The organism is Streptomyces sp. MAR4 CNX-425, assembly GCF_048656465.1.
In the GTDB taxonomy this organism is placed as follows: domain Bacteria; phylum Actinomycetota; class Actinomycetes; order Streptomycetales; family Streptomycetaceae; genus Streptomyces.
The window spans coordinates 646,587-659,926 of the sequence record NZ_JBMDLF010000001.1; the positions used below are offsets into that span (position 1 = coordinate 646,587).

A 13,340-nucleotide genomic window follows, 5' to 3' on the forward strand; every position below is an offset into this window, starting at 1 on the left:
GGGCGGAAGGCCCCGTACGGGCGGGAAGGCGCGCCCGTACGGCCGGGCCGCCGCCGTCCGGGCCTGGGCCGCCCGGTCTCAGATCCGGACCTCGACGGCGCGGGCCACGCGGTCGTGCAGGCCGCGGGTGTCGCGGTCGAAGACGACGGCCGGGATCAGCAGGCAGAGCAGCACGGTGCGCACGACCGTGGCGAGGACGCCGAGCCGGGAGCCGTTCTCGGCGATGACGCGCAGCCGCATGATCCGCTTGCCCGGCGTCAGGCCGACCGTGCCGACCATCAGCACGGTCATGACGAAGAAGACGGCCATCGTCCACAGCGCGACCGACCGGCTTTCGCCGTCGGCGAACAGGCCGTAGGCGATCAGCTGGCACAGCAGCCAGTCGATGACCAGCGCCGCGATCCGCCGGCCGACCGGCGCGACGGAGCCGGGCCCCGTCTCGGGCAGCCCGAGCTGCTCCCCCCGGTAGCCGAAGTCGACGCCCATGTCCTCGGCCGCCGAGCGGGGGCCGGAGAGCCACGATCCGATTGCTTGCCGCTTCTCCGCGTTGTCCACGTATCCACGGTACTGCCAGGCCCGCGGACCCCCTCGGGGCCCCCTGCCGGCGGCGTCGGACGGCATACGATTCCGGCCACCCGCCGGGCGGCGCAGGGGCGGCCCCAGGCGCGTTCCCGGGGCCGCGCGGGGAGCGCGGTTAACATCGGCGAAACAAATGGGTCATGCCCGAGAAATCCCGGGTGCCTACGCTCGGGCGAGCAGGCCGGCACGCCGGCACCCGCCGGAAAGCGCCCGAACGCGCACCCGCGCAGGCTCAGCAGGCTTACCCGTCCCCTCGCGGCGGGCCATAGGAGGAATGGGATGTTCCAGAACGCCGACGAGGTCCGGAAGTACATCGCGGACAACGACGTGAAGTTCGTCGACGTGCGCTTCTGCGATCTGCCGGGCATCATGCAGCACTTCACGGTGCCCGTCGAGGTCTTCGAGCCCGACGGCCAGCTGATGTTCGACGGCTCGTCGATCCGGGGCTTCCAGGCCATCCACGAGTCCGACATGGCGCTCGTGCCGGACCTCACCACGTCCCGCCTCGACCCGTTCCGCAGGGACAAGACGCTCAACGTCAACTTCTTCATCCACGACCCGATCACCGGCGAGCAGTACAGCCGCGACCCGCGGAACGTGGCCAAGAAGGCCGAGGCGTACCTCGCCTCCTCCGGCATCGCCGACACCGCCTACTTCGGCCCCGAGGCGGAGTTCTACGTCTTCGACGACGTCCGCTTCGAGACCAAGGCGAACGCCGGCTACTACCACATCGACTCCGAGGCCGGCGCCTGGAACACCGGCGCCGTCGAGGACGGCGGCAACCGCGGCTACAAGGTCCGCTACAAGGGCGGCTACTTCCCCGCCCCGCCCGTCGACCACTTCGCCGACCTGCGCGCGGAGATCTCCCTCGAACTGGCCGCGTCCGGCCTCCAGGTCGAGCGCCAGCATCACGAGGTGGGCACCGCCGGCCAGGCCGAGATCAACTACAAGTTCAACACCCTGCTGGCCGCCGCCGACGACCTGATGCTCTTCAAGTACATCGTGAAGAACGTCGCCTGGCGCAACGGCAAGACCGCGACCTTCATGCCCAAGCCGATCTTCGGCGACAACGGCTCCGGCATGCACTGCCACCAGTCGCTCTGGACGGGCGGCGAGCCGCTCTTCTACGACGAGCAGGGCTACGCGGGCCTGTCGGACACCGCCCGCTACTACATCGGCGGCATCCTCCGCCACGCCCCGGCGCTGCTGGCCTTCACCAACCCGACGGTGAACTCCTACCACCGCCTCGTCCCCGGCTTCGAGGCCCCGGTCAACCTGGTCTACTCGCAGCGCAACCGCTCCGCCGCGATCCGCATCCCGATCACCGGCGCCAGCGCCAAGGCCAAGCGCATCGAGTTCCGCGCCCCGGACTCCTCCGGCAACCCGTACCTGGCCTTCTCCGCCATGCTGCTGGCCGGCCTGGACGGCATCAAGAACAAGATCGAGCCCGCCGAGCCGGTCGACAAGGACCTCTACGAGCTGGCCCCCGAGGAGCACGCCGCGGTCCCCCAGGTCCCGACGAACCTCCCGGCGGTGCTGGAGGCCCTGGAGGCCGACCACGAGTTCCTGCTCCAGGGCGGCGTCTTCACCGCCGACCTGATCGAGACCTGGATCGACTTCAAGCGCACCCAGGAGATCGCACCGCTCCAGCTGCGCCCGCACCCGCACGAGTTCGAGCTGTACTTCGACGTGTAAGACCGGTCTCTGCCGCCGCGCCCGCCCGCCCTGCATCCGCAGGCCCGGACCGGGCGCGGCGGCGTCCGCGGGACCGGGGCCGCGGCCTGTGCGGCGTGTCTCAGTGCCGGAGCAGGAGGTGCTCCGCGACGGCGGGTACCGCCCGCCCCGTCGCCGCCGGCACCGGCGGCCGCTCCGGGCGGCGAGGTGACGTACGGCGTCGTCGCCGAGGGCCGGGGTGTCCTGGCAGCAGGAGACCCCGCCGGGCGGCGGGGTCTCCTCCGTTTGCCGCCCGGCGGGTCCGGGGCCGGGTGTCAGGTGGTCAGTTGGCCGTGGATGATGTTCGCGTACGCCTCCTCGCCCCGTGCGTTCGGGTGCAGCGGCGCTGCCGGGGCGGTCGGGACGTAGCCCTCGACCCACTTCTCGCCCGGCGACTGGCAGGCGTCGTGGCCGCGGCTCGGGGTGAAGACGTCGACGTACTCGGCGCCGTGGGCCGCCGCGCGGTCGGCGATGACGCGGTTCATGTGGTTGACGCTGCCCTGCAGCCAGTCGGCGTCGGCGGCGAGCACCGGCTGGTACGGCCAGCAGCCGCCGGGCTTGATGTAGTCGCCGTAGCCGGTGACGAGGACGCGGGCCTGCGGGGCGCGCGCGTGGATGCCGTCGAGCACCGCGCCCAGCTTCGGGCCCATGGCCTCGATGCGCTGCGCGACCGTGTCGACGCCGCCCTCCATGAAGCCGTCCTTGCACGGGTCGGCGGTCGGGTCCAACTGCATGCAGTCCTGTGCGACGCCGACCAGCCCCGCGTCGTTCCCGCCGATCGTCAGCGTGACCAGGGTCGTGTCCGCGTCGAGCGCGTCGAACTGCGGCGGCGCCTCGCCCATGTCCACGCCGAGCAGCGAGAGCGACTGCGGCTGCGTCATGTGCTCGGTCTCCGCGCCGCTGCACGTGACGTCGCGCAGTTCGGCGACGTCCAGCCGGTCGGCCAGCTCGTGCGCGTAGTTCTCGGTGGAGCGCCCGCAGGCGAGCGGGCCGGTGGGGAGGGGGATGAGCGGGCCCGAGGCCATGGAGTCGCCGAGGGCGACGTAGACCTCGCCGGCCGCGGCGTCGGCGGCGGCCGGTGCGGCCGTGCCTCCGACGACGAGGCCGATCGCCGCGGCGGCGCCCAGCGCGCCCTTGAGGAGTTTCGGCACCACGTTCATTCGCGGCTCCCGGCGGTGGGGGTCGGGGAAATTGTGTCGTGCACATGATGCAGACGGGCCCGGCTGCGCTTAACTGGTCAGTAACGCAGACTTCTCCGGGAGCCGTTGTGACGCGTGACAACACACCGCTGTGCGTCGGCGGCGGCCCGGTCGACGCGCGGCTGCGGGCCCGGGTGCCCGCGCTCACCCGCCGCGTCGTCGACCGGCTGCTGGCCGAACTGCCCGTGTACGCCGCCCTGCCGCCCGAGGAGGTCGCGGGCGACATCGCGGACATCGTGCAGCGCAGCCTGCGCCTCTTCGCCGACGTGCTCCAGCGCCGCGGCCCGGCGCGCGACGACGAGCTGGTACGGCAGCGGGAGTCGGCCGCCCAGCGCGCCGAGGAGGGGGTACCGCTGGACGCCATCCTCAGCGCCTACCAGATCGGCACGGCGATGGGCTGGGAGGAGATCTCCGCCGAGGCACGGCCGGCGGACCTCGCCGACGTCCAGGAGGTGCTGACGCATCTCTTCGTGCTTCAGCGGCAGCTGGTCTCGGCGGTCAGCGCCGCGTACCTGGAGGCCCGGCAGGTCCTCGACGTCCAGGAGCACGCGCCACGGCACGCGCTGCTGGCCGCGCTCCTCGCCGGCGAGCCGCTGGAGGGGATCGCCCGCCGCACGGGGCTGCGGCCGGCGCCGCGGTACGTGGCCATGACGCTGCACGTCGCCCCGCACCCCGACGAGCACTCCCCCGGGTCCCGGGCCCGGATCGCCGCCCGGCGCAAGATCCGCCGGCTGCAGACGGCGCTGAACGGCTTCGCCGGCGAACCGGCGCTCACCGCGCTCGACGCCGGCGGCGGCACCGCGCTGTTGCCGGTGCCGGTGCCGGAGGAACCGGCGTGGGCGGCGCTGTGCGGGCTGATCGACCGTACGGCCCTGGCCGTGGGCGCGCCGGTGACCGCCGCGGCGGCGGAGGCGGCGCCGGACGGGCTGCCGGCGGCGGTGGCGCAGACGGCGGACATCGTGGAGCTGGTACGCCGTACGGACCGGCCGCCCGGGCTGTACCGGCTGGCCGATGTGCTGCTCGACTACCAGCTCAGCCGCCCGAGCGAGGCCCTCGCCGGGCTGGCGGAGCTGCTGGAGCCGCTGGCGGGGCGGCCGGAGCTGTTGCACACGCTGGAGACGTACCTGGCCCGCGACCTCGACCGGCGCGGCACGGCGGCGGCGCTGCACGTGCACCCCAACACGGTGGACTACCGCATCCGCCGCATAGCCCGGCTCACGGGCCTCACCCCGACGGCCCCGGCGGACGCGCGGAGGCTGAGCGCGGCCCTGGTCGCCCGCCGCACGTTACGGGCCTGACCGGCCCGGCACGCGGGGATCGGGGGCAGGGCGTGATGGGGCCCGGGGGCAAGCGTGCGTGGGGCCGGGTGTCGCGGCCCGCTCCCCGGTGCCGTGGTCCCGGGGCTGGGGCTACGCCGGGGCGTGGGCAGTGACCAGCCAGGCCGGGGAGCGCAGCAGCACCCCCGCCGGGGTGGCGTACGGGGTCAGGGCCGTGCGCAGTTCCTCCGTCGCCTTCGCCGCCGTGGCGGCGTCGGTCTCCGACAGCGGGCCGCGCACGTGGGGGCGGTTGAGGACGAAGTCCAGCGCCTCGTCGACGTCGGCGCCGAGGTCCATCAGCTCGTCCTCGGGCTCCAGCCGCACGTCGGCCAGCCCCGCGCGCGCCAGCACGTCCCGTACGCGGTCGGGGTCGGCCAGCGAGTTCGGGCCCGGCTCGTTTGCGCCGCCCGGGCCCGGCAGGGTGACGTACCGGCCGAGGGCGGCGCGGGGCACCAGGGAGTACTCGCTCTCCTCCGGCGCCCGCCACGCCACGAACGCCAGCCGCCCGGCGGGCCGCAGCGCCCGCCGTACATTGGCGAACGCCGCCACCGGGTCGTCGAAGAACATCACCCCGTTGCGGCTGATCGCCAGGTCGTACGCGCCCGTCCCGAAGTCGTGGACCTGCGCGTCGGCCTGTTCGAAGCGGACGTTCTCCAGGCCCTCCGCCGCCGCCCGGCGGCGCGCCTGGGCCAGCATCGCCGCGGACAGGTCGACGCCCAGCACCGAGCCGTCCGTCGCCAGGGCGGCGGCCACCCGGGTGGTCTGGCCGCAGCCGCAGCCGATGTCGAGGACCCGGTCGTCGGGGCGCACGCCGGCGCCGGCGAAGAGCCGCTCGCTGTAACGGAGCATCGCCGCGTTGTACTTCTCCTCGTACGCGACCCAGTGGTCGCCCGTCTCGCCGTCCCAGTCCAGGGTCCGCGTGCTCTCCGCCACGTCCGCCGCCTCCGGTCCCGCCATTGGTCGTACGCCACCGCCACCGTACGCGGAGCGGCGGCCCCGCGAGCGTCGAAGGCACCACGAGCGGGGCCTCGCGGGCGCCGGTCGCCGCCGCGGGGGCGTCACCGTACGCGGAACACCGGCCCCCGGGCGACGAACGGCAGCGACGCCCCCGCCGGGATCAGGTAGGCGTGCTCCCTGCGCACCCGCAGCACGTCGCACATGCCGTCGGTGATCACCAGCACCGGTGCCCCGGGCGGGAAGTCGTCCGCCCGGTCCAGCAGGTCCAGGCCCGGCTGGAGCACCGTTCCGCCGCGTCCCCGGACGCGGACCCGGCCGGCGATCTCCGTCGCCGGCAGGAAGCCCGCGTCGTAGGGCGCGGCGTCGCAGAAGACGACGCGGGCCGCCGGTACGTCGCGGGATTCGGCGTAGGAGGCGATGGCGCCCAGCGCCTTGCCGAGCAGGGTGCGCTCCATGGAGGCGGAGGTGTCGAGGACGACGCCGAAGGTGCAGCGGGCGACCTCCTCGGGCGGGAAGTAGCGGCCGGCGCGGGGGATGTCGGGGGTGGCGGCCTGCCGGCGGGCGGGGCGGGCGAAGGTGCGCACCGGTTCGGCGCGGGGCACGAACTCGTCGAACCAGCGCGCCAGCCGCGCGTCCCACGGCAGCGGCGGCTGCGCGAGCGCGCGGATCTCCTCGACCAGCCCGGCGGGCAGCAGCCCGCGGTCGTGGTCGCGCTCGTGCAGGTCGAGGCCGCGTTGCAGTCCGCGGCGGTAGAACTCGTCGAGGTCGACGTACGCGGCGGCCGGATCCCGCGGCACCAGCGGCCCGCCGAGTATGTCGCCGAGTCCCCGGCCGCGCAGGGTGGCGAGCCGGCGGCGCTGGAGCCGCAGGTCGGCGGCGAGGCGGTCGTAGACCTCCTCGGTGGACAGGCCGGCGAGCCGCGGGTCGTGCAGCAGCCCGGGGGGCATCTCGCCGACGCGCATCTCCAGCAGCCAGCCGTTGACGACGAAGTCGGCGGCGATGTTGAAGAGGTACGGGTCGCGGGCGCCGCGGCGCTCGCCGTGGCGCAGGGCGGCGTGCAGCATCTCGTGGCCGAGGATGAAGCGCCACTCGTCGTCGGTGTGGTCCTTCAGCGGGTTGATGTAGATCTCGCCCGCGGCGGCGTCGACGGCGGCGACGGAGATGTCGTGGGCGCGGGCGAGTTCGGCGTCGGCGACGAGGGTCATGCCGGTGGCGATGCCGCCGAGCAGCGGGTACGAGGAGACGAACCACTCCAGCGCCCGCTCCCACGGCCGCCGGGGCGTGCGCGCGCCGGTGAGCGCGTCGCGGCGGCCGCCGGCGACCTCCATGGCGGCGGACATCGTACGGGTGAGGGCGTGCGCGAAGCTCCGCTGCCAGTCCGGCGGGGCGGCGCCGGTCCAGTCCTCCCACGGCAGCAGCAGCACGTCGGGCTCGCCGCCGGCGGCGCCGCAGTGCTCGTACTCGGCGGGGATGCCGTCGCGCCGCCAGCGTGCGGCGAGTTCCTCCTCGGTGCCGCCGGGGTACTGCTCGGGCAGGTCGGCGGGCGGGCGGCCGGTGCCGAAGGTGACGAGGAAGCGGTTGACGACGGTGCAGCGGGCGGCCTGCTCGTAGCGGTCGGGCTGGGTGCGCTCGCCGCGGGCTGCGGGGGCGTGGCCGAAGCCGAGGTGGAGCAGGCAGTGGGCCAGCGCCCAGGTCCACTCGGCGGGCTCGGCGCGCCGGGTGGGGTGGGCGTGGACGGCGCCGTCGGAGTCCACCCGGGCCAGGCCGTGGGCGGGGGCGCGGGTGGTGCCTCCGGGCTCCGCGTCGACGGCGGTGCGCCGGCCGGACGAGGCCGGGGCCTGCGCCGTGCCGGTACGGAGCACGCGTGCGTTGAGCGCGCGCAGGGCGGGGTTCTGCATGGTCTTGGCGAGGCCGGCGGAGAAGGCGCGGGTCGCCGGGTCGTCGCGGCGTTCCGCCTTGGCCTTGCCGCGCCGGCCCGCGCGGTTCGTACGGCTCACCGGCGGGCTTCCACCAGGCGCGGCATGTCGCGCGCGGCCTCGACCAGGAACCAGGCGGGCAGCACCGGCCGGCCGTCGTCGTCCTCGGCGATGACGGTCTGGGCCACCTCCACCGATATCTCGGCCAGCTGGACGAGGAGCGCCTTGGCGCGGTACGCGGTCTCGCGCACGGCCGGCGAGGCGTGCTCCTTGCTCGCGGGCAGCTCCTTGACGAGCCGGCCGCGGAACGCCTCGGCGAGGTAGTAGAGCAGGTCGCGGTCCTCGGTGCGGCGCGGCCAGGAGGCGTCGCCCTTGAGAATGGCCTCGATGCCGTACCGGTGCCGGACGATCTTGACGTACCCGCAGAAGGAGACGGCGTGCGCGGGCGTGAGCGTGCCGTGCGCGACGGTCTTGAGGGTGGGGTCGTCGAGCGTGGGGCCGAAGGAGTGCAGCGCGTCGGAGAGCATGTGCCACGAACGCGGGGTGGAGAAGGGCTCCTCGGTCTTCGGCGGCTTCGACCACAGGTGGTCGGGGCGGTCGGTGAGGTAGTCGGTGGCCCAGGGGTGGATGCCGTGCTCGCCGGCCCAGACGAGCCAGTCGGGGGCGGACGCCTCCAGGTGGACGTGGGCGAGGCGGTTGACGAGGGCGGAGGCCATGGGGCGGGCGAGCGCGTTGTCGGTGGCGCGGTTGCCGGCGCCGATGACGATGCTGCCCTCGGGCAGCTCGTAGTTGCCGATGCGGCGGTCGAGGATGAGGGAGTAGAACGCCTTCTGCACGTCGGGGGTGGCGGCGTTCAGCTCGTCGAGGAAGAGGCAGTACGGCTCGTCGCGGGCGATGGCCTCCGGCGGGCAGAAGACGCTGCGGCCGGCGCGGATCTGCGGCACGCCGATGAGGTCCTCGGGGGCGAGCTGGGTGCCGATAAGGCTGACGCAGTCGAGGCCGAGGGAGTCGGCGAACTTCCGCACCAGCGAGGACTTGCCGATGCCGGGGGCGCCCCAGAGGAAGACCGGGCGGACGGTGGCGAGGCCGAGCAGCAGCTCGGGGATCCGGGCGGGGGTGACGGTGACTGCTGCCTGCACGCGGCGGGCTCCTGGTTCCGGTCGGGGTGCGGCGCGCGCAGGGGGTGCGCCGTGTCGGCATGTCCAGTGTGGTCCGGGACGGGACGCGGCGCAGCCGAATTTCCGGGGAGCGGGGGCGGTGCGGCAGGGTGCGGCGGGGGCGCGGGGTTCCGTGGGGGCGCGCGGGCGCGGGGCGTACGGCCTTGCGGGCCGGGCCCCGCGCCCGGGGCGGACGGAGCGGGCGGAGCGGGTGGGGTCAGACCAGCGGGAGCAGGCTGCGCACCAGCCGGCAGGTCGTCAGCGAGGGCGGGTGGACGCCGATCCGCTCGGCGGTGTGGCGTATCACCTCGTTGCGGGCGCGCTGCGGGGTGTAGACCCCGGTGTCGAGCAGGGCGATGGCGATGCGCATGGCCTTCAGCATGCGGTTGTGCGCGACATACCACTCACGCGGCATGCCCGCCGGAAGCGGCTTCCTGGGCAGGGGTGTCGGGGCGTACGCCACTGGCATGGGCGACCTCCTCGGCCTCGTCTTGGCCCGTGTTCACTCCCTCTATGATACCGCCACCGACTGACAAACACTCCTGGTCAAAGGTCATTTCGGGATACCAGTTCGAATGCACGGAAGGCTACGGGGCCCCCGTTCGGCACCGGGCGCCGCAGTCGGGCATGCTGACACCGATGACCTCCACCGGACCCCCGCTCCCCGCCGCCACCGCCCCCCGCACCCGTACCGTCGCCGAGCTGGACGAACGGCTCGTCGACTGCCGCGCCTGCCCGCGGCTCGTCGCCTGGCGGGAGGAGGTCGCCGCCGTCAAGCGCCGGTCGTACGCCGACTGGGACTACTGGGGCCGCCCCGTGCCCGGCTTCGGCCCGGCGGACGCGGCGATGCTGATCGTCGGCCTCGCGCCCGCCGCCCACGGCGCCAACCGCACCGGGCGCATGTTCACCGGCGACCGCTCCGGCGACGTCCTGTACGCCGCCCTGCACGCCACCGGCCTCGCCAGCCGGCCCGACGCCACCCACCGCGGCGACGGCCTGACCCTGCGCGGCGTCCGCATCACCGCCCCCGTCCACTGCGCCCCGCCCGAGAACAAGCCGACGCCCGCCGAGCGCGACACCTGCCGCCCCTGGCTGGTCCGCGAGACCGAGCTGCTGCGGCCGACGCTGCGCTCGGCGGTGGTGCTCGGCGCCTTCGGGTGGCAGGCGGCGCTGCCGGCGCTGGCCGCGGCGGGCTGGGAAGTGCCGCGTCCGCGGCCGGTGTTCGGGCACGGGGCGCGCACGACGCTGCGGCGGGCGGACGGGGGCGCGCCGCTGGAGCTGTACGGCTGCTACCACGTCAGCCAGCAGAACACGTTCACGGGGCGGCTGACACCGGCGATGCTGCGGGAGGTGCTTGCCGCGGCGGCGGCGTCGGCGGGCCTGTAGCGGGGCGGGGGCGCGGGGTCCCGGGCGGCTCGGGGTCCCGGCGGCTCGGGGTGCGGTGTCAGTGGCGGCTTCCATACTGGGCGCATGAGACCCGAGGAGCTGCACGCCGCGTGCCTGGAGCCGAACGGGGCCGTGGAGGAGTGGCCCTTCGGCCCGGAGACGTCCGTCTTCAAGGTCGGCGGCAAGGTGTTCGCGCTGAGCCGGCTGGACGCCACGCCGCTGTCGGTGAGCCTGAAGTGCGACCCGGAGCTGGCGGTGCAGCTCCGCGCGACGTACCCGGAGATAGTCGGCGGCTACCACCTGAACAAGCGGCACTGGAACACGGTCCGCCTCGACGGCACCGTGCCCGAGCGCCTGGTGCTGGAGATGATCGAGGACTCGTACGACCTCGTGGTCGCCAAGCTCCCCCGCGCCCGCCGCCTGGCCCTCGACTGGCCCGGGGAACGCCACCGGACGCCCCCGGGCACCTAGCCGCTACCGGGCGATCACCTCGCCGAAGCCCGGGTGGTCACCGCCGGCTCCCACGGCGGAGGCGGTGATGTTGACCGAGCCGGTCGTCGCGATGCCGCCGAGTTCGCCCGGCGCGTGCCAGACCATGCCGCTGTCGTTCTCCCCCGGAACGCCCACGGTCAGGTCGTACCGGCCGTCGCGGTTGCGGTCGTTCAGCACGACCTCGCTGCCGAACACGTCGTAGTTCTCCGGTGTCCCCGGCACCCCGGGGGTGTTCTGGTGGAGCAGCCGGGCGCCGGTGGCGGTCAGCCCGTCCGCCGATCCCCGCAGCAGCGTGACGGTCCCGGCGTCGTACGTGCCGCCGAAGGACTCACCGGCCACCCCGACGGCCACGTCGGCGAGGCCGTCGTCGTCCATGTCCGCGACGGTGACCGACCCGCCGAAGCCGTCCCCGGCCTCACCGACGCCCGGGACGCCCGCGGTGTCCTGGTGGACGCGCCGCGGCCGCTGCGCGGGGTCGATCCCGTCCGGGCCGCCGAACCAGACGTCGACCGTGCCCCCGGCGGGCCACGGATAGCCCTCCCGGGCCTCCTGCGGGAACCCTGTCACCAGGTCGCCGTAGCCGTCGCCGTCGATGTCCCCGATGTCGCCGGTCAGGCCGCCGGCGTCGGTGAGGCGGATGCGGGCGAAGCCGTCGCCGTCCGGTTCACCGGTCCAGTCGTCGACGTAGATCCTGCCGCCGGGGTTGCCGTCGACCAGACCGGAGAACACGATGCGCTCCGCCTCCGGATCCCCGTCGACGTTCCCGTAGACGCCGCCGCGGGTCGTGCCGAGCAGGGGGTCCCGCTGCTGGCCCAGCGGCTCGCCCGCGCGGGTGAAGGGCCCCCGGAGGTGGAACGGCGAGCAGCGGCCGGCGACGCTGACGTCGGGCGCGCCGTCGCCGTCCAGGTCGCCGGAGTACAGCCCCTCGGCGAGGGCGCAGCCGGTGTCCGGGAGGTTCGCCACCCGCACCGGGGCGGCGCCGCTCAGCCCCTCGGGGCCGCCCCAGAGCACGGTCAGGGTGCCGCGGTCGACGTCCCCGCTGATGTTCTCGCGCGGCGAGCCGACGATCAGGTCCGAGTAGCCGTCGCCGTCGAAGTCGTCGAAGACCATGCTGTACCCGAACCGGTCGCCGTCCTCCGGCGAGCCCGGCACGCCGGCCGTGGCCTGGTGGATCACCGCGCGCCGGGTGCGGTCCGGGCCGTCGGCCGAGCCGTAGAGCACGACCACGGCCCCGGCGTGGTCCTTGCCGGACACGACGGCCGCGGGGTTGGCGACCGCGAGGTCGCGGTAGCCGTCGCCGTCGAAGTCGCCGCGCAGCCCGCTGGGGTCGGCGGCGGCGGGTGTGGCGGCGGTCGTGGCCGTCAGGAGGCCGCCGGCCAGGGCGAGGGACGTGGCCAGCGCCGTGAGGACGCGACGGCGGGGCTGAACGATCACCTGGTACCTCCCGGTCCGGGGCGGACGGAAGTCGTCCGCGCGGGGTGTGGAGAGGACCGGTGGGACGGGGCAAAGGTTGTACGCGGAACGGAAGTTCGGCGCCCCACGGCGCCGGCCCGGCCGGTCTCCTCAGGGCGCCCGGGAGTTGAGGCGGCGGACGGCGCCGACCGCGTCCCCGAGGGTCAGGTGGTTCACGGCCACGATCGTCGGCAGCCGGCCGCGCAGCAGGGCGCACGTCCGGGCCCGGTCGACGATGACGTCGGCGTCGTTGACGGCGGCGGCCGCGGTGCGGGGGGCGCCGGAGCCGCGGGTGACGAAGTGGTTGAGGAGGAAGAGCCGCTTGCGGGGGTCGCTGCCGCCGCGGTGCGGCGCGCAGCGGAAGTCGGCGGCGCTGCGGGCACGGTACGGGGTCTCGACGCCGTAGTCGTAGAAGTTGCGGTACCAGGGCGCGGTGCCGGCGGCCTTCTCGGCGAAGACCACGAGCCGCCGCCCGGAGTCGACCATCTCACCGAGCGTGGGCCAGGGAGCGGCGGGGTCCGGGCCGGGCCGGTACAGGTACGGGCCGAGGCCGGCGGCGCGGAAGGCGCGGGCGGTGTCGGCGGGGGTGATGGCGTCCTGGACGATCAGGGTCACGACGTCGCGGGGGTGGTCCGCCAGCCAGTCGCGGAGGTCGCGCAGCCGGTCGGTGAGCGGGGTGGCGCCCATGCGGCACGGCCCGTGGCACAGCCACGTCCCGGGCCGCGGCCGGACCACGGAGTCCACGGCCCGTACGAGGGTGGCGCGGGCGGCGGCGTCGAGCCCCCCGGTGCCGGCGGGCGGGACGAGGCGCTCGGCGGTCTCCCAGTAGTGGGTGTCGAGGAGGAGCGCGCGGGCGCCGCGGTCGAGTTGGCCGGTGAGGGAGAGGTCCTGGTGGGCGCCGAGGAAGCCGTCCGGCACGGTGGCCATGGCGTTGTGCGACCCGACCTGCACGACGCGGTCGTACGGGCGGTCGCAGTAGGCGACGTCGCCGTTGCAGGCGAGCGCGGCCTCGGAGGGTACGCCGACGAGGACCCAGACCTGTGCGAGAGCGGCGCCGAGCGCGGCACCGACAGCGCCGAGGCGCCGCAGCGCGGGGCGGCCTCCGGCCGGACCCCGGACCGCCTCCGGCGCGGGGGCGGAGCACCGGCGGGCGGGTCCGGGACAACAGACTCC

At 74.9% G+C, this 13,340-nt stretch carries 12 protein-coding genes; 4 read left to right on the forward strand and 8 right to left on the reverse strand.

Features of this window, described 5'->3' with window-relative positions; genetic code table 11:
* Positions 1 to 78: 78 nt before the first annotated feature.
* Positions 79 to 555 (reverse strand): RDD family protein, encoded by a 477-nt coding sequence (locus ACHZ99_RS02815; RefSeq protein ID WP_420302685.1) that lies wholly within the window; start codon positions 553 to 555, stop codon positions 79 to 81.
* Between the two features lie 303 nt (positions 556 to 858).
* On the opposite strand from ACHZ99_RS02815, the gene glnA reads away from it, so the two are divergent.
* Entirely contained in the window at positions 859 to 2,274 is a 1,416-nt protein-coding gene (gene glnA / locus ACHZ99_RS02820) for a type I glutamate--ammonia ligase (RefSeq protein WP_420302686.1), read from the forward strand.
* 293 nt (positions 2,275 to 2,567) lie between these two features.
* Here glnA and ACHZ99_RS02825 read toward each other — a convergent pair whose 3' ends face one another.
* Positions 2,568 to 3,452 (reverse strand): SGNH/GDSL hydrolase family protein, encoded by an 885-nt coding sequence (locus ACHZ99_RS02825; protein WP_420302687.1) that lies wholly within the window; start codon positions 3,450 to 3,452, stop codon positions 2,568 to 2,570.
* Positions 3,453 to 3,559: 107 nt separating this feature from the next.
* Here ACHZ99_RS02825 and ACHZ99_RS02830 point away from each other — a divergent pair, with 107 nt between their 5' ends.
* The gene (locus tag ACHZ99_RS02830) at positions 3,560 to 4,789 is read left to right on the forward strand and encodes a PucR family transcriptional regulator (RefSeq protein ID WP_420302688.1); all 1,230 of its coding nucleotides are present in this window, start codon (positions 3,560 to 3,562) and stop codon (positions 4,787 to 4,789) included.
* A 111-nt stretch (positions 4,790 to 4,900) separates the two neighbouring features.
* On the opposite strand, the gene ACHZ99_RS02835 is transcribed toward ACHZ99_RS02830, so the two are convergent.
* The 4 genes from ACHZ99_RS02835 to ACHZ99_RS02850 all read right to left on the reverse strand — a co-directional run bounded on the left by ACHZ99_RS02835 (position 4,901) and on the right by ACHZ99_RS02850 (position 9,306).
* Complete coding sequence (locus tag ACHZ99_RS02835) at positions 4,901 to 5,764, reverse strand: class I SAM-dependent methyltransferase (protein ID WP_420302689.1); 864 nt, start codon at positions 5,762 to 5,764, stop codon at positions 4,901 to 4,903.
* Between the two features lie 101 nt (positions 5,765 to 5,865).
* Positions 5,866 to 7,761 carry a DUF2201 family putative metallopeptidase gene (locus tag ACHZ99_RS02840; RefSeq protein WP_420302690.1) on the reverse strand — a complete coding sequence of 632 codons (1,896 nt, stop codon included), beginning with the start codon at positions 7,759 to 7,761 and terminating at the stop codon, positions 5,866 to 5,868.
* Entirely contained in the window at positions 7,758 to 8,819 is a 1,062-nt protein-coding gene (locus ACHZ99_RS02845) for an ATP-binding protein (RefSeq protein WP_420302691.1), read from the reverse strand. The genes ACHZ99_RS02840 and ACHZ99_RS02845 overlap by 4 nt, the downstream gene beginning before the upstream one ends.
* Positions 8,820 to 9,054: 235 nt before the next feature.
* Positions 9,055 to 9,306: a hypothetical protein gene (locus ACHZ99_RS02850; protein WP_420302692.1), complete on the reverse strand. Its 252-nt coding sequence runs from the start codon at positions 9,304 to 9,306 to the stop codon at positions 9,055 to 9,057.
* Between the two features lie 170 nt (positions 9,307 to 9,476).
* On the opposite strand from ACHZ99_RS02850, the gene ACHZ99_RS02855 reads away from it, so the two are divergent.
* Both ACHZ99_RS02855 and ACHZ99_RS02860 read left to right on the forward strand, forming a co-directional pair.
* Positions 9,477 to 10,223: a uracil-DNA glycosylase gene (locus tag ACHZ99_RS02855; RefSeq protein ID WP_420302693.1), complete on the forward strand. Its 747-nt coding sequence runs from the start codon at positions 9,477 to 9,479 to the stop codon at positions 10,221 to 10,223.
* An 84-nt stretch (positions 10,224 to 10,307) separates the two neighbouring features.
* On the forward strand, positions 10,308 to 10,694 hold the full coding sequence (locus ACHZ99_RS02860) for an MmcQ/YjbR family DNA-binding protein (protein ID WP_420302694.1): 387 nt from the start codon (positions 10,308 to 10,310) through the stop codon (positions 10,692 to 10,694).
* 3 nt (positions 10,695 to 10,697) lie between these two features.
* Here ACHZ99_RS02860 and ACHZ99_RS02865 read toward each other — a convergent pair whose 3' ends face one another.
* Both ACHZ99_RS02865 and ACHZ99_RS02870 read right to left on the reverse strand, forming a co-directional pair.
* On the reverse strand, positions 10,698 to 12,149 hold the full coding sequence (locus tag ACHZ99_RS02865) for an FG-GAP repeat protein (RefSeq protein WP_420302695.1): 1,452 nt from the start codon (positions 12,147 to 12,149) through the stop codon (positions 10,698 to 10,700).
* A gap of 129 nt (positions 12,150 to 12,278) precedes the next feature.
* Entirely contained in the window at positions 12,279 to 13,118 is an 840-nt protein-coding gene (locus tag ACHZ99_RS02870) for a hypothetical protein (protein ID WP_420302696.1), read from the reverse strand.
* Positions 13,119 to 13,340 lie beyond the last annotated feature (222 nt).

What these genes read in the sequence shown, in the direction of transcription:
- glnA (WP_420302686.1), top strand. Translation starts at nt 859, where the DNA reads ATGTTCCAGAACGCCGACGAGGTCCGGAAGTACATCGCGGACAACGAC.
- ACHZ99_RS02825 (WP_420302687.1), bottom strand. Translation starts at nt 3,452, where the DNA reads ATGAACGTGGTGCCGAAACTCCTCAAGGGCGCGCTGGGCGCCGCCGCG.
- ACHZ99_RS02835 (WP_420302689.1), bottom strand. Translation starts at nt 5,764, where the DNA reads ATGGCGGGACCGGAGGCGGCGGACGTGGCGGAGAGCACGCGGACCCTG.
- ACHZ99_RS02850 (WP_420302692.1), bottom strand. Translation starts at nt 9,306, where the DNA reads ATGCCAGTGGCGTACGCCCCGACACCCCTGCCCAGGAAGCCGCTTCCG.
- ACHZ99_RS02855 (WP_420302693.1), top strand. Translation starts at nt 9,477, where the DNA reads ATGACCTCCACCGGACCCCCGCTCCCCGCCGCCACCGCCCCCCGCACC.
- ACHZ99_RS02860 (WP_420302694.1), top strand. Translation starts at nt 10,308, where the DNA reads ATGAGACCCGAGGAGCTGCACGCCGCGTGCCTGGAGCCGAACGGGGCC.